Genomic DNA, 22303 nt, shown 5'->3' on the forward strand with positions numbered 1-22303 from the left:
ATTTAAATTAGAATGATACGTTTAAATTAAGCGACCATGATCTAAGAGTAGGATAACCTACAGAAGAATTGTCGTACATATTGCGATAATGACCTGGATATGGGTTATATAAATCCCAAAGATTATTACCGGTTACACCTAATGATATATTCTGTATTTTAGTTTTAGCTAAAGCTTGTTTAGGAATTTCATATGCTACAGTTAAATTTCTAACAAAACAACGGAAAGTACTTATCTGCCAAAAATCAGAAGGATTTAATACACCTGTTTGTGCTAAATTAGGGTATTTACCATTTGGATTATCAGACCCGTACATATCATTCCAAAATGGTTCACGAGCCCACATATTATTAGCACTAGAAGTTCCCTGACTTACTAAGTCAACAAAATTTGCTCCTCCCCAAGATGTTGAGATTTGAGTTCTTAAAGAAAAACTGCTGTATTTCATTCCTAAATTGGTAGTAAATCCATACGTTCTGCTGCTCTTGGCTAATTTAGCATAATCGTTTCCTACAAGAATTTGACCGTTAGGTCCACTAAGAGTTCCATCAGGGTTAAGCACACCACCTAGATCCTGATAAGCTAATGATCCTTTTTGAAGTTTAGCAGGGTCAGTTATTCCCAAATAACTTGGCGCAACACCAGCCGCAGCTGCATTTTGAGATAAATAATTCCAATAATTAGTAACATCCTGATCTGTACGTAAAATACCATCTCCTGTTGATGTTTCATTCCATGTTTTGAATCCCCATACTGGATTAAATCCTTCTGAATATCCTTCTCTTCTTGTATTATTAGATGGAAGTAAATTTCCTTGATCTGGGAATTTTACAATTTTGTTATCTGCATAACTAAAGTTTACTCCAACATCATAACTAAATTTACCTCTTTTATCGCTCCAGTTAACGCTTAACTCAGATCCCCAAGCATCAACTTGCGCATAATTTTGTTCTGCAAAAGCTCCACCAACAGCAATTGGTACACCTGTTGCACTACCCATATCTGTTAACATATCTTTTGTTATGTCATAATAGAAATCTGCTGTAATCTGTAATCTGCTTCTTAAAAAAGCTAAATCTAAACCAAGGTTATGTTTTAAAGTAGAATCCCATTTTGCATTTCTGTTTGGATTTACTTTAGGAGATAATCCAGATCCTAATTGACCTCCATTTTCTCCAAATTGCCAGCCTTTATTAACTGTAAGATCATAAAATTGATACCATTTCCAAGGCTGAAGATTATCTTTTCCTGTTTTACCAATAGAATATCTTAATTTAAAGAAATTTACCGTTGGCAAAATTCTTTCAAACCATTCTTCTTTAGAAGCTACCCAACCCAATTGAAGAGAAGGAAAAGTTCCCCAATAATTTTCTGGTGCAAACTTTGTAGAAGCATCACTACGTAAAAGGAATTGTAATAAATATTTTGACTTATAGTTGTAATTTAAAGTTCCAAAATATGAAAGTGTTGCATTATTTCCTTTTAAAGCGGTAGAGTTACCTGTATCTACTGTTCCAGCTGTACGCCAATCCCCTAGATAATCTTTTGGAGTATTTGTATAAGCTAAACGTGTACTTTGCCACTCAGATTCAGATCTTTCAATACCAAACATTCCGCTAACCTGATGATCTCCGAAAGTTCTGTTATAGTTCGCAAAAAAATCTGCTTGAGTACTCTTAGAAAAATTACTATTATAATATACTCTGGCGTTTCGAACGTTAGTTTCTATCGCGTAATCAATTATACCACCTACTTCTGGATTTTTTTCAATTGCACTAGGATACGCTGCACTAGCAAGGTGATTATCTGCTAAATCATAATTTTTAATTCTTGCCAGATCATACGGCAATTGAATTTGTTCTGAATAAGTAGAATTTTTAGTTCGTGCAAAAGTTGCTTTAAAAGACAAACCTTTAATTGCTTCTACTTTATAATTCAAAGAAGCATTTACATTGAAAGAAGAATCATCTGTTGTTTGGTGCGAACCATTATTTAGGTTGGCAAAATAGTTCCATCCTGCGATATTATTATTTGCATTTGCACTTCCAAAATTTTTATTCGTATTAGGAAAAGGAGACATATAATATTGTTTGCCGTCAACTGTAGTTTCCCATGGAATAAATTTTGGCATGTGTACTAAGTATCCATAATCAGCCTGTTCACCACCTGCTGCTGTTCCATAACCGCCGTCACTAATATTTGCTGCCGCTTTAGTAAACGATTTATCGATAAATGCAGAAGTTCCAGAAATAGCCGCAGAGAAATCTAAATTCTTTGCAATTTTTGCATTAATTCCTGTACGATAATTCCATTTATCATATTTTTGATATCCAAGATTTGCATCTTGCGTTAAGTAAGTTGCTCCTGCAAAATAAGTAATATCTTCACTTCCTCCACTTACGTTAAACGAATGTTTTTGCTGTATAGCTGGTTTCCATGCTTCTTTAAGCCAGTCATAGTTCAAACCTTTCATTTCTTCTAATTCCGCTGGAGAAAATAAGCTAGCCGGAGCAATAGTTGGATTTTGTCCTGTTAAAAACCTGTTATTAAAAACTCCATATTCATAAGCATTCATTGTTTTAGTATGGCTTACAGCGTCATTAACTACAAATTGACTGTTATAACTAAATTTAGCTTTACCTGCTTTTCCTCTCTTAGTTTTTACAACAATCGCTCCTTGAGATGCACGAGAACCATAAATAGCCGCTGACGCATCTTTTAAAACTGTAATACTTTCGATTTCTGAAGGATCCAATCTATTAAAAGCATCTAACGTAGCTTTACCTGTTGCTGGATCAACCTGAACCATATCATCGATTACAACTAAAGGTATTGTTGAATTTCCATCTTTTGAGAAACCAAAAGTTTGACGAATTTGAATAGTCGCAGCGTCTCCAGGGCGTCCTGAACCTCCACTAACTGCAAGACCAGGAACTAATCCTTTTAATGCATCGGATAAGTTGGTTACCGGCAAATCCATTAAATCATCTGGTTTGATTGTAGCAATAGCTCCCGTAAGCTCTTTTTTCTTCTGAGTACCGTAACCTACAACAACGATATTTTCCAGCTGGTTAGAATCTTCTGTTAATTTTGCATTAACAACAATACGTCCATCTAATGGTATTTCTTGTTTTCTCATTCCAATGAAAGAAAAAACTAAAGTTGCTCCACTTTTTACTTTAATTTGATACTTACCATTGTAATCTGTGGTAACTGTATTTTTTGAAGATTTCTCAGTTACGTTTACTCCTGGCAACAGCCCTAATGAGCTATCTGTAACTGTACCTGTAACAGTTACATGACTGCTGTTTGTTGTTTGAGCATAACTCATCACACTCATCAGTGTAAACAAAAGAAAACTACATCTCTTTAAAAGTGCTTGTTTCATAAATGTTTTTGTTTTTGGTTAGGTTTTATTTAGTGTTAGTTAGTCATGTTAAATGTGTTTCACTTAAAGATACCAAAAATTAAAAAAAGTTTAATGTATCTTAAATTAAATGTTAAAAACACATTTATTTTGTATACCAAAAATATAACGATGACGAATTAGAACCGTCCTGTTCTATCCTGCTTTACTGGCATTATCTAAAAAAAACTAACTCAAAAAAACAATATTAATAAAAAAAAGAAGGAAAAAATAGACAAAACAGAAAAAACAAGCGATAAGTTTGAGTATAATTAAATAGAAGAACTGCTTTTAAAGCAAATGCAGAAGAATTAGCATTAAAAACAAAAAATAGCTGTTTTTTCTGCAAAAACAGGTACTGAAACACTGTATTTTAATGGGTTAAGTTTAGCATTATTAAACGAAAAAAAGGCTCTTCTTTTTAGAGAAAAGCCTTTTTTTAAAGTAGAAATCTTACAACATGAAAACGTTTTCGCTTTACAAAACATTCCTTAAAATTTTACTAAAAAAATATTTTTTTTAAACGTAAAATCTGACCAATAAAAAAAATAGAAATGCTTTTTTGGCACAAAATCCAGAAAAAACCTATAGTTTATCAAACGTGAAAACAATTGAGTCGTACAAAGTTTAAATCTAATCACTATTTATTTGGATTCCATCCATTTAAAACTAAATCCCGGTTGTATTTTTTAATATCTTCTTTTTTCAATTGATGCGACCAGGATACTCTTTGTGACAAATCTTTTGCGCTTGAACCTTTACTTCCAAATTCTGCGTAATAAGCTGTTTTATCTTTATCAGGAAATCTGTTATCAATCCATGCGTTCCAGCCTTCGGGTATAATATGTGACCCAATATCTGTATTGATAAAAATAGTTTGGGCATAAGGTCTCCAAGGTCTTCCTAAAAATACTTTATCGACTGATTTGTCTTTTGCGGTAAGTTTACATTCAACAAAAACAAAACCATACGTCTGAACTTGCGGAGTTGAAGCTGCTGTAATATAGGAACTCGTTAAACTTTCAATTGTACATTTATAAAAATAAGCCGTTGCGGCTCCAAAAATAAAATCGGTTGTACCGTTGATAAAACAGTTTTCGAAATAAGTACGGGTATTTTCTTGTGATAAAAATAACGTATCCTGATTTCCTAAAATATTACAGTTCTTGACAATAACTCTGTCACTTTTAATATGCAGCGCCACCGCTTGCCCTACTCTTCCTGCCGTATTTTCGACAGTAAGATTTTCAAGAGTACAATCATTTCCTTTAATCAAGAAAGAATACGAAGTTGAAGTTCCAAAAGTCTTTTTCCCAGATGGATCATTTTCACGAAGCGGTTTCCCCGAAAAGTCATCAAATGAAATTATAGTTTTATTTCGGTCAGTTCCTTTTAAAGTAACGAATGTTTTAGAAGCCGGAATTTCCAATTTCTCTACGTACTTTCCTGGCTTTATTGTTATTACAACTCGTTTTTCTGAATTGTCCTTGACATTGTTTATCGCTTCCTGAATGGTTTTAAAATCTCCAGAACCGTCTTGTGCAACAGTTAATGCTAATTTATTATCAAGCGTTTGGGCTGATATAGATAATGTTGTTAGTAAAAATAAAGCTAGAATATATTTCATGATTTTTTATTTAAGATTTTTAGATTGTAGAGATGCACAGCAGTGTTTCTACGTCACGTATACACATTCTTAAAAACACGTAAGACGCACTGCTGTGCGTCTCTACCGAAAATAAAACGAGAAATCGAATTATAAATTCAGTAATCTTAATTGCTAATATTTGTCGAGTTACGTGTGTGATTTCTCGCTCCTCGGAATGACAAACTGTACGATTAATAATCTTAGAAATTTAAAAATCTGTTTTTAATCCGCGTCTTTACGAAGTAAATCCGTTTCATCAGCGTGTAAAATTTAATGCGACATCCAAACCGTCATTTCCCCTTTTCCTTTATTACCCCATGCAAAATACGGAATCAATTTTACTGGTACCACAGTTGCATCTTTAGAAGAAAGCGGTTTATATAAAGTTTTATTCCATGAATTATTAAAATTTAAAACAGCTTCTGCATCAATACTAACTAAGTTTCTATTATTTAATGTAAAGTTGTTAGTTGTAAATTTCGAATTCACATTTAAAGCCACATCATTTACACTTGTTTTTGCTGGAAGCTGATCATATTCTAAACAATAAACTAAAGGACCTCTTTTTACAGCAACCTGATTTTTAACTTCTTCAACCAACGGATTTGCTTCCATCAATTCAACCGGCATTGGGAGATTCAATTCAATCACATCTCCTTTTTTCCATTTTTGATTTAATTTCAGATAAGTTCCAGAAACAATTTTATCATTAATCTTTGCATTATTAATGGAAACCGAAGCGTTCTGACTCCAACCCGGAATTCTTAAAAAGAAATTCTGTAAATCTTTTGGGGCTTTTACAATCTTCAGCGTTATTTTTCCATCCCAAGGATAATTCGTTTGCTGTTCAATTTCTATTTCTTCTCCATTTAAAAACCTTGTTTTCAATTGATTACTTCCGTATAAATTCACATATAAACCTTCTTTCGAAATATTGTAAGCATAATTTCCAATTTCGGCAACCGTTCTGGTTACATTTGGTGCACAACAATTTGATAAAGCGATATATCCTTCACGCTCATTTCCCCAACGCTGATGAAATGGCAAATCGTTAGAAACATTCAGCGGATTGTTATACAGGAATTTTTCTCCCTCTAAATCCATTCCAGAAAGTACGCTATTATACAAAGCCAATTCTACAATATCAGCATATTTGGCATCGCCCGTAATTTGAAGCATTCTCCAGTTCCATAAAACGTTTCCAATATTAGCGCAGGTTTCTGTATGTGCCGTTGCATTTGGCAATTGAAAAGGACGACCATAAGCCTGATGAATTTTTTGTACATCGGCAGGATTATAAGACGTTCCGTCCGGCGAAACTCCATCGTATAAAGATCCGCAACCTCCTGTAATGTACATTTTTCGATACGTTACATCATCCCAAATGGATTCTAAATTGTCTAATAATTTCTTTTCTCCCGTTTCCGCATATAAATCTGCAACTCCGGCGTATAGGTAGTTCGCTCTTACAGCGTGACCCATTGCAGTTGTCTGTTGTCTGAATGGAATTCGATCCTGATTATCATCGGTTCCGTCATTTGTTGTTCCGCGAATGTCAATTAAATTATTGGCTAATTCCAGATATTTCGGATTTTTAGTCGTTCTGTACATTTCGACAATTCCCATATAATGAGATGGACAAATTGCATTTCGAGCCAATTCTGGTGAAGCTTTTTTGTAAAAATCATACAAGAAATCTGCAACGCCTTTTGCAATATTCAAAAAGTTTGTTTTTCCTGTAGCACGATAATGAATGCAGGCTGCAGTCATTAAATGTCCCATATTGTATTTCTCAAAACCTAATTGTTTTTTCACTTCTTCCGGGCCTAAAGTTCCCCAGCGCTCGTCAATTAAAACCGGCGTATGAATATATCCGTCTTTGCGCTGTACTTTCGCGAAAAGCGCAATGGCTTTATCCATTTCGGTATCTAGCTTTTTATCTTTTGTAACGGCATAAGTGGCTGCCATTCCTTCAAAAATCTTATAGAAATCACCATCATGAAACGAAGGCCCTTTAAAAGCTCCTTTGCTTAAACCTGCTGCAATTTCGAAGTTTTTATAAGCATGCGAAATCGAATCATTATGATACAAATCCCACATATAAGGCAGCGTGTTCTTGGTTTCTACATCAAATTGTTCTTTCCAGAAACCGTTTGTCCATTTTACATCTTGCAGGCCAACACTCTGCAATTTCGAATACGGACTTTCTGAATTAGCAACCAAGCCTTTGTTTTGTGCCAATATTCCTGCACTAATAAAAAACAAGCTAAGGGAAACATTTAATAAATTTTTCATTTTATAATGATTTTGAACCATATAAGTAATATAAGTTCATTTAAACTAAACTTTCTTGAACTTAAACCACATAGCATTAAGTCAATCTTATAATTTCTTATATCACTTATATGGTTTAATAATTTATTTTACGAAGAAATTAATCGTTCTGCTCATTGAATCTCCGTCTGCATCTTTTACCGTTAGGACGAAAGAAGCGAATCCTTTTTCAACTGCTGTAAACTCAATTTCTTTTCCTTTTAAAACCACTTTTCCATTTTTTAAATCAGAGAAAGTATACACAGGTTTTTCATAACCTTTGAAGTAATCTGTTGCACTTAAAGCCTTTTTCTCTCCCGAATTCACAAAATAATGAGGCTGCGCCAGCCAGTCTAAATAATTATCCAACTGCGTAAATCCGTCTTTATCTGCATCCTGATTCGCATCTGAAAAATCACCAGCTTTTGAATTTTCGTTTAAACCAAAAGCTTTTTCCCACCAGTTTGGTAATCCGTCATGATCTGTATCCCAATCTGCCGGGCGAGTTTCTGAAGCAAAATTTGGCCATCCGCCTGCATCTTGTTCATTATCGATCATTCCGCCTAAACCGCTTTTGCTTCCTTTAAAAGTAAAAATTCCTTTTAAAGTTTCATCTATAATTCGGTTATCGTGTTTGTCAAAAAATGGCTGATTCGCTCCAACATCTGAAAGTACATTTTTATAAGCCGCTTTCGCTGATTGCGTTTCTACATACGAAGGAAAAAATGGTTTGTCGACAAATGTTTCATACTCTACTTTCTCATTATGACTTATAGTTGATTTTCTTCCTTTATCCTGAGATTTCTCATCAAAATAACCCGGCATAATGTTTCCGTTAAAATAATAACGCTGCATTCCTTTTCCAACTCCTTCGTGCTGCGCATTTAGTGCTACAAATATTTTAGTTGAAGCTCCCGGTTTGTAATAATTATTTACAAAATTTACCTCGTTTGCCCCACCGTCTGTAGTTCTTTGCCCCCAGTTGTAAACCACATTATTTGTGATATCCAGTCTTCCGGTATAATAACCATCTCCGTTTAAACCACCGCCAATACTCCAGTTTCTTCCGTAATTATGAGCCAGTAAATTGTGATGAAAACTTCCAATATCACCGCCAATTGTAGCCGCAAATCCGTGCATTTTTCCAACTTCATATTTATCATGTCCAGCGACATTCAAAGCTTCAGAAATTAAAGTTCTTTGTAAAGAGATATGATGCGCACCACGAGAACTAAATGATTCATCAATAGTCCAGCTGATAGAACAATGATCAATAATACTGTAATCAGCGCCCGTTAATCCCATTCCGTCATAAGTAGTTCCGCCGCCAATTCTCACTTTTAAAAATCGAACCACACCATCATTTCCTGTCAATCCAATTGGTGCTCTGCTGATTGTAATTCCTTCTCCCGGAGCAGTTTGTCCCGCAATAGTGATATAAGGCTGATTTGCCACTAATCGCGAAGCCAGTTTTATATTTCCCGAAACATTAAAAACAATCGTTCTTGGGCCAATTTCCTGATTTACAGCATCACGTAAACTTCCCGGTCCATCATCATTTAAATTGGTAACTTCAATTACTTTTCCGCCGCGTCCTCCCACAGCGTAACGCCCGTAACCTTCAGCTCCCGGAAAAGCTAATTGTGCAGGTTTAAATGACCAGACATTTCCTAAAGTTACCTGACCATTATTATCTACTTCATCCACTCTCCAGTAATAAGTTGTTCCTGAATATAAATCAGAAACTGAATACGATTTATCAGTCAGTTTTCCTTTAAATTCTTTTGAAGATTCTGTTGCATTTTCTACAGCATTTTTGTCTTCACCAAAATACAACTTATGAAATGCCACATTTTTTACAGCATCCCATTTTAAAATCAAATTTTTACTTACTTCAACATGTTCGTCTCTGTTTTTTGGTTCCGGAGTACGCGCCTGATTCATTAAGTTTGGCGTATCAATTTCAAAACCATTGATTACAATCTGTTTTATAACTTCAGGATTTGAAGTTGGATCAATCTCAAAACGAACAATTACATCTTTGCCTGCTTCTGCATTAAAAGTGATATATGCCATCGCTGCATCAATTTTAGCATTGGCTCTTTGGCTTGCATTTACCGTTTGCTCCAATTTTCCGTTTACGTAGATTTTTATAGGCGAAAAAGTTTTTCCGGTAATTACATCAAAAGCGTTATGAAAAGTCAAAAGCGTATGTTTACCCGCTTTCAATCCGCTGATTTTCATTTCTAAATTTTCAGCCGTAACCAAACCGTCACTTCCTAATTTATTATAAAACGGAGCGTTCATTCCAACTTTATACCATTTTGAAGTAAAGTTTCCTTTAAGTTTGAATGACACATTATTAAACGTTTTTTCGGCTTCTTTTTGATCGCTGACAACCCAGGAATCATAACTTACATCATGAACTTCTTCTAATTTTCTTTGAAAAAAATCGAAGTCTACTTTTACAATTTGTTTATCAGTATTTTGAACTGATTGTGCTTGTCCGTTTGCTGTCAAAAGCATAGACAAAACTGCAGCACTTAGTAATTTCTTAATCATTTTATTTGGTAATAGTTAGTTAGTTTAATTTTTTCTTTTTTTCTATTGAAATCCCTAACAGATTTATAATGTCTTTTTTCCTTTGTTCCGGAATTACTTTTAAAAACTTCAATTCTCCATTTAGAAGTTCGGCTTCAATTATAGTATTTTGTTTTGCATGTAATTTGAAATGAACATTCCAATCTTTTGGCCATGCCGGAAAAAGATAAATTTTCCCATCCGTTTCCTGTAAAAGCATTTCCTGCATACCAATCATTCCCGATCCGCCCCAATTATGATCTGGAACCCAGTCAAATCCCGGACCCCAAAATGCAGGGAAACGTCGGTCTGAATTCGCCATTTTTAAAGTATTATATTTTGCTGCTTCTTCGGTTAAACCCAAACGAGCCGAAAAAATATTATCTTGTTTCCATCCAATATGACTTCTAAATTTTAAAGCATCAGAGTCGTATTTCCATGTATTTATAGCCGTTTCTAAATCAGGTTTTCCAATGCCATAAATTCCCCACGGATAAACAGGATACAATTGCGGAACCTCAGAATTATTAACTCGTTCCCAAGATTTTGCCGGAACTAATACTTTATGATTTTCGATTTGTCCGAAGTTTAAAGGCGGAATTCTTGTTTGAAATCCTTTTACATATTCCAATTCTTCTTTTGATAATTGTACCGAAGAAAACTGCAAAAGATTGTCTGTAATAACTTGTAAAGCCGAAATCGTGCTATTAGAATTATACGTCATTTTATAAGTTTCAGCACCAGAACCGGGATATAAAATTAATTTTCCATTTCCGTCCAAAGCTTTTCTCCCTCGTTGCTTTGCCAGATATTGATAATGTTCATCAAAAAACCGAAGACAGCTTATAATAAACGAATTGTATTTTTGAATGTCTTCTCCTGCATATTCTTTCTGCTGTAACATCATTTGGCAGAATTCAAAAACCGTATCCCATTCATATTCCAGCCAAGCATTATACTCCATTCCCGGATCGTAATCTGCGGGACGTTTCCATTCGTACTCGGCAGGATTTGGCAATCCGAAATTTTCTAATTGTTCAGTAAAAGATGCTCCGTTATGGTTCCAATACACTTTACTTCGTAATTCAGCATTTTTTTGTAAACTCAAATAATAATCCAGCTGCGATTTCATCATATCAAAATCGCCGCTTTTTATCATTGGAAAATAAACCAATCGCTGGTTTTGAGCCGTCATCGTTCCTCCTCCCCAATTCCTGAAATCGGGTGTAAAATCTAAAGCTGCATTAGTAAAAACAGGATCAACCGTAAATAATCCACCGTTGAATTTTGTTGGATATTTTCCATACGCATTGCATCCCAGCATATATCGAAACAACTGATAATTCTGCCCGATTTGGTAAACCGAATCTTTCTCAATCGATTGATTTTTTTGAGTAAAAATAAAACTGCGTTTCCAGAAATCATTCCACCATTTTTGAGTGTTTTTTTCTGCTTGTTTTGAAGCGTTTTTATTGGATGAAATCTGATGTTGCAGCCCAGTATTCCAAGTATTTAAATCAGATTGACTGGTATTTAAATAAATTTCTATTGAATGTTTTTTAGATGGTTTTATGCTCGTTAAATTAAAACCTTTAAAATCTGTCGATTGGTATTTTCCTAGATACGTTCCATCAGGTTTTAGGTTATCGCCCGTCATAAATCCGCCGAAAGTCAAATTCGCAATCGGGTTCAGCATTTGTTCTTTAACCGATTCCATTTTCTGTTGTTTTACGGCTACATCAAAAACGGTTTGCTCGCGATTTCTATGATAGAATTTAATTCCGTCATTTTCAAATGAAATTGAATCTTTAAAAATAACAATATCTCCTTGCGGTGCCCATTTATAAGAATTCGCATTATTGGTTTTTCCTTTTGAATCACGGTTTTTATAACGCCAGCTTTCATAAGATGCGGTCATTTTAAACGAAGTTTTACTTTCTAAATCTAAATGGATTATCGGTTTAAAAACATCTACCCAGAGTTTGATTTTAGTGTCATTCTGCCCAACTAAAATATAACCATCTTTTAATTTCAATTCCTGATGAAAACCTTCTTTTCCGGCAAAAGGATTCGGCGTTAAAGTCACTTTTACCCGACCTAATTTTAATAGAGTATTGTGTTCATCAAAAGTTCCGCTTCGTGAAAAATAAAAATACAAATCGCCATTTTCTACCCAGACATTCATACCAACATCTCCGCCTCCCAAAGGCATCGATTCTGATGAATTGCTGCTCTGTGTATTCCAAACCTGATTATAATTTTCAAGCACAGGAATTTGCGCCTTAACTAAAAGCCCTGCAAAAAGAAAAAAGAAAATTATTGTATTTTTCACACTTATTTATTTAGACATAAAATTACTTAAAAATGGAGAACCACTTTGCATTAATATTTTTTATTGAATATGTTAATTTATTTTCTCTGCTTTCAAGAAATACCTGCCAACCATTAAATAGCCAGCAGGTTAACTCAAAAAATCTTTTAACCAATCAAGTAATAACTTAAATGAACTTATAAGACTTGAAATATCATAAAAGGTTTAATCGATTACCATTCATCTGTTCGAAAAGATGAAACTGGCAAACCACCTGCACTAAACAATTCTGCTTTTACAAAGTCTTTCCATAAATAACGAACAGCAACTGGTTTAGCCACTTTATCTGAAGTCAAAACCACTGATTTCCTTCTCACAACCGTTTTTGCGGGATAGAAAACTTTATCTTCTCCAGCTATTTCAAAACCGGTAACTTCTTTATCGTAAGATGTAATTCCGTTCGCAGCATCATCAAAAGAAACCGTAACCGAACCGTCTTTTATTTCCATCGATTTGTATTTCGGACTTTCAAATTCGAAACCTTCAATTCCGTATGTTTTTGCCAAAGCCTGAAAAGCTAATCTATTCCCTCCTTTTTCCTTGTCCATTGGATGAATATTATTTTCTTCTCCAATGTCCATTAAAACGGCCATTCCTGAATTGGGAATTTCTTTTGAAGCTTTTAATTGCGCTTCTCTTATATAAGCTGAATTGTATTTTTCTAAATAATCTTTTGGATGAAAAGAAGCATAATTAAACGGCGCAATCTGAGCGTAATAAAACGGAAAATCTCCTTGTTTCCATAAAGCTCTCCAACTTGAAACCATTTTTTTCATTAGAGAAGTATACTCAGAAGCTCTTTCGTAATTTGATTCTCCCTGATACCAAATACAGCCTTTGATTCCGTAACCAATTACAGGCGAAAGCATTCCGTTAAACAAAGTCGTAGGAACACGATTTGGATCTTTTGCCAATTCTTCTTTTGTAGTCGGAATTTTAGCGCTTGCGAAATCTTTCAGCATTTCCTGATTCATCCACGCTTCCATACTTGAACCGCCATAAGAAACATGAATCAAACCAACGGGAACATCTAAAACTTCTTGTAAAAGTGAACCGAAATACCAAGCCGTTGCACTAAAATTAGAAGTTGATTTTGGAGAAGCTTCTTCCCATTTTCCTTCAAAATCTTGTAAAGGTTCTAAAACAGTCGCTCTTGGAACTGTAATTAAACGAATGTTTTTATTGGTTGATCTTACGATGATTTCATTTCCGTTTTTAACGGGCTGACCTTGAAATCCTTTTAACGGCATTTCCATATTTGATTGTCCGGAACAAAGCCAGACTTCGCCCAGTAAAACATTTTTGATAGTTACTTTTTCAGCTCCTTCTGAAACTTCAATCGTGTATGGGCCACCAAATGAAACCGTTTTTAATTCTGTTTTCCATTTACCAGAATTGTCTGCTTTTACTTTGTAGATTTTAGAATCCCACGAGGTTTTGATTACAACGTTAGCATTCTTTTCTGCCCAGCCCCAAATTGGCGCATTTGATTTTTGCTGCAACATCATGTTGTCGGCAAACAATGCTGGTAATTTAATTTTGGCATTGATTTGAAAGCTCGCTAAAATCGTTAATAATGCAATAATTGATTTTTTCATTTCTACTATGTTTTATTAGCCACAGATTAAATGGATTAAAAAGATTTTTCTAATCTGTGGATATTTTTATTTTTCAATTGCCTCTAGCTTTAGCTGGAGGTTATATTATTTTTCAACATCTCAGGCTTTAGCCAAACTAACTATTTGGCTAAAGCCCTTATCTTGTTATCTTTTGAAACCTCCAGCTAAAGCTGGAGGCAACTGATCTTATTTTCTATTTTATCAATAGATTAAAATTAATAATCTGTGAAAATCATTTTAATCTGTGGCTAAATTTTTATTTACTTTTTTCTTTCACAAGGACAACTGGTCCAAATAAACCTGCTTTTAGCAACGGTTCTCCTTCCAAACGAAATGCAGCATTTGTCCATGTTAATCGTTCTTCTTTTGGAAGTTTTTGGTCGCCCATTAATCGGTTTGCCCAAGTATTTGTGATGCTGATTTCTATTGTGTTTTTTCCTTTTTTCAAGGCTTGCGAAATATCTGTTTTAAAAGGAAATGTCCAAAGTGTACCGCAATCTTTTCCGTTGATTTTGATTTCGGCAATATTGGCAATTTCACCTAAATCAAGCCAGATATTATTCGCATCTTTTCCTTTCCAGACAAAATCTTTTCTATAAATTACAGTTCCCGAATAATACTTGATCTGATCATTTTCTGAAGTGCTCCAATCAAAAAGTTTATTTGTTTTTACAACCTCTTTTGGACCTTTAAATGCCGGATCAAATTGTAATTCCCAATTTTCATCTAAAGTCTGAACGGTTTCAAATTCAGAAGATTTTCTCTGAGCTAAAATCTCTTTTGTTTCCTCTTTAAAAATCACAAAACCAGATTCGTTTGCATCTAAAGCTATCGAAACAATTGTTCTTTCGTTTTCGATTTTCCAATTGGCTAAAGCCGAAGTTTTATCAGTTACGGGATTGTACCAAACCGGAATTTTTCCTGCTATTCTAAATGAAGCTTCAAAAGAACGTTTTTCTTCTTTTTGATTCGAAATAAAATAAACATTTTCGGTATCAGATTTACGATGTGTCCAGGCAATTGTTTCAGAATCGGTTCTGTTTAAATTTGGAAAATAAACATCTTGAGAAATTCCAATTGAAGCAAAATCATTTTCTAAATAAGGTAATTTTATAACTGTTCCTTTTCCTATTTTCCAAGTTGATGCACTAGAGTTATTCCAAATTTCACCAATTACATTTTGCCATTTTTTAAAATCATCATTCGATTGTAAACCGGGTTGTAAATTTGGTTTTTCATCCACAAAAATCGTTGCACCGTCTTTTACTAACTGCAATATTTTTTCGGCGGAAGCCAAAGAAAGCAGCTTATTTGGTGCCATTTTATGACTTCCCGGAAACAATAAAGCTCCATATTCAATTCCGCCTCCAAAAGAGATTTTTCCGTTCTCTACTTTTGCGCGGTTTATCAAAACATCTGAATTAAATGAATCGTACTGATAACCATTCATGGCATTAATCCATTGCGATAAATCGGTTGAATTTTTAGAAAAACTAACTTCTTTTGGCATTTTAGTGCTTGGCTGTCCTTCATTTTTCAAACGAATAGCTTCGCTTCCTACTCTTTCCTTTCCAAAAACATTCGGAATAAAAGGCACTAAACGATCCGGAAGCATGGAACGGGAAGGTAAATCTTCACCAATAAAAACAGCTAAATCAATAACTGGTTTTCCTTTTTGCAACTGAAACTGTACTCTTTGGCAATATTCAAACCAAGCTTTTCCGGGTTCCCACCAAGTTTGGTCTCTTTGAAAATAGCTTCCAATTCCGTCCAAAGTCATTCCGGGTTTTCTGTCCAGCCACGGATTATGCACAAAAACATGATAGAAAAAACGGTTAATTCCCAGAGCATAATTTCTGTCGGCAACCACTTTTAAATTTCCCGGATGTTCGTCCCAATCCATTTTTAAAGCCGTAAAAGCTTCTGCTTGAATAATGTCTTTTCCATAAATATGCCCGCCCGAAATAGCATCTAACATATCGTTTGGTTTGTCGTGTGTTGGGCTTTTCAGCCAAAATTCACCACTTGGATAATCAATATATTTAAAATGCAAAAGTCCATCGCTCATCATCGTTGGCGCAACATTTTCTGAACTGAATTTTACATTGGCATCGTCAGCAATTTGTCTTAAAGTTCCGAAGAAGTTTTCGGCAGCCAGTTCTGAAATTGTTTTTCGAACATCGTATAAAACTTTCTCCGAAGTCTGAATATCTTTTACAGGGATTCCCGCCATAACTGGCAGATAATCTACAATATCATAACCTCTGCGGGTTTTAAATTCGTTTCTAAAAACAGGCGACCAGTTTTGACTTCCGCATTCCCAACTGTCCATGTGAAGGATTTTAACGACTTTTGAAGCTAATTCTGGACCCGCAACACGAAGCATTTCGCCAAACCAATGATCCAGCTGAAAACGAATGGCTTCAGCATTAAATTTGTCAACTTCCAAGCCTCTTCCCGCTCCTGCTGTTGCATTTTCATGTCCTGTTGAAGTATGTCCGAAACGGATAATTCTCCAATTTCCTTTTGCAGAAGCTTTCCAATTTAAAAGACCGTTTGCATCAACAAACTTCGAAATATTGACCATTTTTGATGGATCGATACAATCTGCAATGTTGATTTCTTTTTCGGTTATCTGCGGACTTAATCGCCAAATAGCTCCCGATTTTCCTTGGTAATTGTCAATCAACGGTTCGTTTGACAAATAGATTTTTGCCACTTTTAAACCTTGGTTCCATTTGGCAGGATCTAAATCTTCTGCGCCCGGTTCTGTTCCTTCGGGATCGTAAACGAATCTAAAGTATTTAGCTTTTGTGGGAACAATGCTGTGCGTGTAAAATGCATCAACATCCTGCCAGCCGTGACGCGGTGTTGTTAATCTTCCTAAACTTCTGAAGTTTTTTCCATCATCGCTGACTTCAATTATTAAACGATGCGCCTGATAATTATTCCCTTTGGTTTCAATTTGAGCAGATTTACACAAAAATGGTTCATCAAATTCGTATTGAATCCAGCCTTTTTTCGGCATTCTAAATAACCCGTCTTTATCTGATGAACTTAAAGTTGTCGCGTCTGATTCGGGATTTGTTGATGTTATTTTTGGACGTTTTTTATCCGATGTAATAAAACTTTCTTTTACCGGAATGGCAAACGTTGCAATGTCTTTATAATAATCTTTGTAATGATTCGGAATGGCTAATTTTAGATTTTTAAAGTTGTTTCCACTTACAATAGTGTCTTTCCAAACGACTTTTTGCATTGACATTTCGGGCGTGATCCAAGGTCCTCCGGCAACGGCAAAACCATCGGCAGGATGAAATCCAATTTTCACTCCAACCCGATCTGCTTCGATTAAAGCCCAACGCACCAAATCCCAAAATTCTTTGCTTAACTGCAAAACAGGCGGATCAATCAATGGCGGATTTGCCGGACCTTTAATCGTCATTAAATATGCACCTTCAATACCGGCTCTTTTCATCGCTTCTAAATCGGCTGTGATTCCTTCTTTAGAATAAGCGCTTTGCATCCAATACCAATACGTCCACGGTTTTGAGGATTCTTTGGTAGGCTGAAAAAAGGTATTCTCTTTTTTATGGATTTCCTGTGCGGAGACAATGCCCGCAAGGAGTAAGATAAAAAAGAGATGTTTTTTTTGAAACATTAGTGTTCTTGTTTTGTCATTGCGAGGAACGAAGCAATCTCATAACGAGAGCAACTAAGTGTGATTGCTTCGTTCCTCGCAATGACCATTAATACTTAAACTTCTTCAAACTGTTTTCTAATTCAGTTTTTGAACCATTAAAAGGCGTCAAATAAAAACTATATTGATAATCTCCTGACTTAATTTGATATTGTTCTAATGGCTGTGCAACCAATGTCCAGCTGTCATTTCCTCCTACTCCCATTTGGATTAAATCGATGTTTACTGTTAAAAATCCCGGATCTTTCAAATCATATGTATGACCTGCTGAACTTAGATTTTCCTGCGTGTACGGCCATGCACTCATACTTAGAACTTTGGTATCGTTTACTACTAAAAAACCATTATTTTTCTGCGGAGTACTTAATGCCATCCATCTCACATCACATCTGTTTCCGTTTTCCTGTGGTTTTGGATAATGTTCGATAAAGTCATTAATTGGAAGCGAATATTTCCCAACAAACGAACCAAAACTTCTATCACTGTAATTTTCCAATTCTCCCTTTCCGTACCACGAAATTTGGTCGAATTTTCTTTGAACTCCCATCTGCATTCCGATTTTTGGAATGTTTGGTAGTTTGCTAGAAGCTTTTAAACTGTAATCTACTTTTATTAATCCGTTTGGTAAAATATTGTAGATTACTTTTACGCTCGCACTGTCTTTTATAACTTCATAATCACTTGTTATTTTAATTTCAGAAGATGATTTATCAATTGAAATGTTAACCAATTTTGGTTTTGCTTTGTACCATTGTTTCAACAACTTTTGCGATTTCCACCCACGCTTATCGTTGTCTGTAAGCGGTCTTACAAAATTAGGAAGCAATGGTGCAAAAACTTGTTCTTCTCCATTAAAAATATAAGAACTCAAAGCTCCGTTTGTTTTTCCAATTGTAATATCAAAAGCTTTTCCTTTTATTTTGAAATCTGAATCTGATTCAGAAACGTTTAAAGTTTCTTTTTTAGATTCTGGAGAAACAGCTTCTTTCTTTTTCAATATAAACTGATCTTCCGCGACAGCGTAACCTTTTGAAGCCCAAAGTTCCTCTTTTGAAAGCTGGAATTCTATATTTAAAATATATTCGGCATCTGCTTTCATTTTTGGCAGATACGAACTGATATCCAAACTTGTAGATTGTCCCGTTTCTACTTTAAATGGTTTTAAAATCTGAATTTTAATCACGTTTCCATTTTCCAACACTTTTAAAACCGGAATATAACCTTCTAATGATTTAACGGCCTGACGATTTTTGATTTCTAACTGATTTCCGTTTAAAGTTGAAATCGCTGGCTGATACACCCATTTGTTTTCAAAAATTGATCCTTTTGGTTTTCCGTTAGAATCTACAATTCCTTTTGTATTGAAGTTTCCGTCGTGGTATTTCTCGCCAAAATCTCCTCCGTGCGCAAAATAATTCTGACCTGATCTTGAATCAAATTTCACGATTCCCTGATCTTTAAATTCCCAAATACAACCTCCAATAACTCTTGGAAGCGAACGGAATTCATCCCATAATTCTTTTAAGTTTCCAACTGAATTTCCCATCGCATGCGAATATTCAACGAAAATAATTGGTCGTGTATCTTTCTTTTGATCTACTAAAAATTTGGGAGTGAAAACGCCCGGATAAAAACGGCTTACCATATCTACATACGAATCGTCCTGTGGGTTTTCGAATCGGTAAGCGTGGTCGATTGTTTTTGGATATCCCGGATCAAGCGGATCGATATAGCCGTCTAATTTGGCATTTCCCTGCGCTGGTTCGTAATGTACGGGACGTGTAATATCAAAATCGTGAACCCAGCCCGACATTGCCGAATGATTTGGTCCTTTTCCACCTTCATTTCCTAAACTCCACATGACAACCGATGGATGGTTTTTATCTCTTTCAACCATTCTCGTCATACGCTCCAAATAAGCATTTGTCCATTTTGGATCGTTGCTTAGTTTTCCGCCAATTCCGTGTGTTTCCTGATTGGCTTCGTCCATGACCATAATTCCGTATTGATCGCATAATTCGTAGAAATAAGGATCATTTGGATAATGGCTTGTACGTATAAAGTTGAAATTAAACTTTTTAATCGTGGTGATATCTTGTTTGATATCTTCTCTTGTCAAAGCTTTTCCTCTTGTCGGATGATGATCGTGACGGTTTACGCCATACACGTAGGTTTCTTTTCCGTTGATGAGCATTTTTCCGTTCTCTTTCGAAAATTCAATTGAACGGAAACCAACTTTGCAGCTTTTTGCTTCGGTAACATTTCCGTTTTTATCTTTTATAGAAATGACCATTGTGTATAAATTCGGTTCTTCTGAACTCCATTTTTTTGGATTTTTGATCGTTTCCTGAAAGAATCCAAAACGCACATTGTCCAGACGAGGATAACTTTCGTTGATTAAATCAATCACAGGTCTTTGAAGCGGTTCTTTGAAAATTGCTACATTATTAGCATCGTACAACTGAACGTTCATGGTGTAATCTTTGATTTTTTCACCTGTCAAATTTTCAACTTTCGGACGAAGTTTAAAAATTGCATCTGTGTATTGTTTGTCTAATTTCGTTTGAACAAAGAAATCCTGAATACGTAGTTTCGGCTCTGCCATAATAAAAACTTCACGCTGGATGCCGCTCATACGCCAGTGATCCTGATCTTCTAAATAAGAACCATCTGTCCAACGAATTACACGAACTGAAACTACATTTTCTCCTGCTTTTAAATAAGCTGTAATATCAAATTCTGATGGTAAAAAACTATCTTCTCCATAGCCTAAAAATTCTCCATTTAGCCAAACTTCAAAACCTGAGCTTACGGCTCCAAAGTGTAAAGTCACAGTCATGTCTTTCCAGTTTTCTGGAACTATAAAACTGCGTTGATACGAACCAACTCCATTATAATCTTTAGGAATGTAAGGCGGATTTATAGGTCGAAACGGATAAACGGCACTTTTATAAATTGGGTTATCATATCCTTTCATTTCCCAGTTTGATGGCACTTCGATTTTATCCCAGCCTGAAACCGTATTTTTATAAAAATCTTTTGACGCTTCTTTTAGATTCACAGCATATTTAAAATTCCAATCGCCGTTTAACATCTGGATTCGGCTTTTGGTTCTGTCGCCTTTTAAAGCGTCTTCAACACTTGAGTATGAATAAGCTGTCGCTCTGGATGGCTGTCTGTTGATGCTCGTAATTGTTGGATCTTCCCACGGAGCAAATTTGTATTTTTTGTGTAATTCTGGAACTCCCGCTGGTTCTCCTGTTACGGATTGTGCCTGCGTGTAAGTTGTGAATAGTAAAATGTAAAATGTGAATACTGATTTTAGTATCGAAAATCGAAACCTTGAAAAGTTATTATTTTGAATTGACTTGAACATTAATTCTATATTTTTTATCCGTTTTTTTTGTCATTCCGACGAAGGAGGAATCGCACTAGAAATTCCGCAACTATAATCGACAATCTTTGTGGTTACGAGTGTGATTTCTCGTTCCTCGAAATGACAAACTGTGTCTTAATACTTTGTACTTAATTCTTCTTCTTTTTTTCCGGCGGTGCCACAAAATTCAATTTGCTTTTCCCTAAATCTTTAGAAGTTGCAATGGCTATTCCTCTTTGTTCTGCTTTGTTTACGGCACAATAAAAGTGATAAACTACTCCGTCATGTTTTACCACAAATGATTTATGCGCAAACATGTCATCGTAAGGTTCAGATGATTTAACTAAATCGTCGCCTTTCCAGTCGGTCCAGTTTACCAAATCATTTGAAACGGCAAAACGGTTAAATGCACCTTGATTCCAACCCGTCCAGAAAGCTCCAAAATAAAACATCACCCAAGTATCATTAATACGCTGAATATAAGCATCTCCCGAAATTCCTTTATGATGATTGATTAATGGTTTATCGCCATACCGCTTCCACTCTTTCATATCGTCTGATACTGCCATAGCAATACGCTCAGCACCTTTAGCAGGATTTATACTGTCGCCACGGGCATTGTAATACATGATAAAATTGTGTCCTGTCAATTTATCCTTATCGCGAATCACGCTGTTTTTGTACATCGTACTATTATCCCACCATCTTGCATCTTTGTCTTTTGGAGTCAAAACCGGATTTTCTAATCTCTGAAATTCGTGTGGTTTTGTCGGAGCTTCTTTGGTATACGCCATTCCGATTGATAAAATGCCTGCTTCATAACCTTTACTGTCTCCGCCAAAATAACTCATCCAGTATTTGTCATCGTATTTTTGCCATTCGTAGCTTCCGCCCCAAGTTGGATCTTGCAACGAAATATATCCTGCTTTTTGGTTGACATCCCAGTGTTTTTCATTTTCTGAAAAGGACATTACTTTTCCTAGATATTTCCAGTCTAAAAGATTATCGCTTTCTGCTAACCAGGTTTCATATCCTCTTCCGTCATAAATTAAATACGTCATATACCATTTACCATCTTTCCTAAATACACTCGGGCAATCCATTTTGTATGAGTTGTCGGTAGGAACCATCACCAAACCGTATTTATAAGGTGTTTTAATTTCCTCGTAAATCTCCTGCATTACGCTGTCGGTAATTTCTCTTTTCTTGTATTTTGTTGCACAGCTTGTTATGGCAAGTGCTGAAATAGTTAAGATTAGGTATTTAATTTTCATTTTTATGTTTTTTATG

The 22303-nt window shown here is 35.3% G+C and carries 9 protein-coding genes; all 9 read right to left on the reverse strand.

Features of this window, described 5'->3' with window-relative positions:
* Nucleotides 1-7: 7 nt before the first annotated feature.
* Nucleotides 8-3388: a SusC/RagA family TonB-linked outer membrane protein gene (locus J2Y38_RS16555; RefSeq protein ID WP_309844637.1), complete on the reverse strand. Its 3381-nt coding sequence runs from the start codon at nucleotides 3386-3388 to the stop codon at nucleotides 8-10.
* Nucleotides 3389-4046: 658 nt separating this feature from the next.
* A complete protein-coding gene (locus J2Y38_RS16560; protein ID WP_309844638.1) occupies nucleotides 4047-5033 on the reverse strand; it encodes a pectinesterase family protein in 987 nt (328 codons plus the stop codon).
* Nucleotides 5034-5324: 291 nt separating this feature from the next.
* Nucleotides 5325-7349 carry a glycoside hydrolase family 127 protein gene (locus tag J2Y38_RS16565; protein WP_309844640.1) on the reverse strand — a complete coding sequence of 675 codons (2025 nt, stop codon included), beginning with the start codon at nucleotides 7347-7349 and terminating at the stop codon, nucleotides 5325-5327.
* A 123-nt stretch (nucleotides 7350-7472) separates the two neighbouring features.
* Nucleotides 7473-9929, reverse strand: coding sequence for a T9SS C-terminal target domain-containing protein (locus tag J2Y38_RS16570; RefSeq protein WP_309844641.1), 2457 nt, complete (start codon nucleotides 9927-9929; stop codon nucleotides 7473-7475).
* Nucleotides 9930-9948: 19 nt separating this feature from the next.
* Nucleotides 9949-12279, reverse strand: a complete 2331-nt coding sequence (locus J2Y38_RS16575) for a DUF5703 domain-containing protein (RefSeq protein WP_309844642.1) — start codon at nucleotides 12277-12279, stop codon at nucleotides 9949-9951.
* Between the two features lie 212 nt (nucleotides 12280-12491).
* Nucleotides 12492-13916 (reverse strand): sialate O-acetylesterase, encoded by a 1425-nt coding sequence (locus tag J2Y38_RS16580; protein ID WP_309844643.1) that lies wholly within the window; start codon nucleotides 13914-13916, stop codon nucleotides 12492-12494.
* Nucleotides 13917-14193: 277 nt separating this feature from the next.
* Nucleotides 14194-17598 carry a glycosyl hydrolase gene (locus J2Y38_RS16585; RefSeq protein WP_309844644.1) on the reverse strand — a complete coding sequence of 1135 codons (3405 nt, stop codon included), beginning with the start codon at nucleotides 17596-17598 and terminating at the stop codon, nucleotides 14194-14196.
* 88 nt (nucleotides 17599-17686) lie between these two features.
* Entirely contained in the window at nucleotides 17687-21013 is a 3327-nt protein-coding gene (locus J2Y38_RS16590; protein ID WP_309844645.1) for a glycoside hydrolase family 2 TIM barrel-domain containing protein, read from the reverse strand.
* A 149-nt stretch (nucleotides 21014-21162) separates the two neighbouring features.
* Complete coding sequence (locus J2Y38_RS16595; protein ID WP_309844647.1) at nucleotides 21163-22287, reverse strand: glycosylase; 1125 nt, start codon at nucleotides 22285-22287, stop codon at nucleotides 21163-21165.
* Nucleotides 22288-22303: the final 16 nt, after the last annotated feature.

This window comes from Flavobacterium sp. 2755 (assembly GCF_031455715.1).
Lineage (GTDB): Bacteria > Bacteroidota > Bacteroidia > Flavobacteriales > Flavobacteriaceae > Flavobacterium.

Bases quoted from the DNA above. Each gene is read 5' to 3' on its own strand.
- J2Y38_RS16555 (WP_309844637.1), bottom strand. From the start codon at position 3,388: ATGAAACAAGCACTTTTAAAGAGATGTAGTTTTCTTTTGTTTACACTG.
- J2Y38_RS16580 (WP_309844643.1), bottom strand. From the start codon at position 13,916: ATGAAAAAATCAATTATTGCATTATTAACGATTTTAGCGAGCTTTCAA.
- J2Y38_RS16590 (WP_309844645.1), bottom strand. From the start codon at position 21,013: ATGTTCAAGTCAATTCAAAATAATAACTTTTCAAGGTTTCGATTTTCG.
- J2Y38_RS16595 (WP_309844647.1), bottom strand. From the start codon at position 22,287: ATGAAAATTAAATACCTAATCTTAACTATTTCAGCACTTGCCATAACA.
- J2Y38_RS16585 (WP_309844644.1), bottom strand. From the start codon at position 17,598: ATGTTTCAAAAAAAACATCTCTTTTTTATCTTACTCCTTGCGGGCATT.
- J2Y38_RS16570 (WP_309844641.1), bottom strand. From the start codon at position 9,929: ATGATTAAGAAATTACTAAGTGCTGCAGTTTTGTCTATGCTTTTGACA.
- J2Y38_RS16565 (WP_309844640.1), bottom strand. From the start codon at position 7,349: ATGAAAAATTTATTAAATGTTTCCCTTAGCTTGTTTTTTATTAGTGCA.
- J2Y38_RS16560 (WP_309844638.1), bottom strand. From the start codon at position 5,033: ATGAAATATATTCTAGCTTTATTTTTACTAACAACATTATCTATATCA.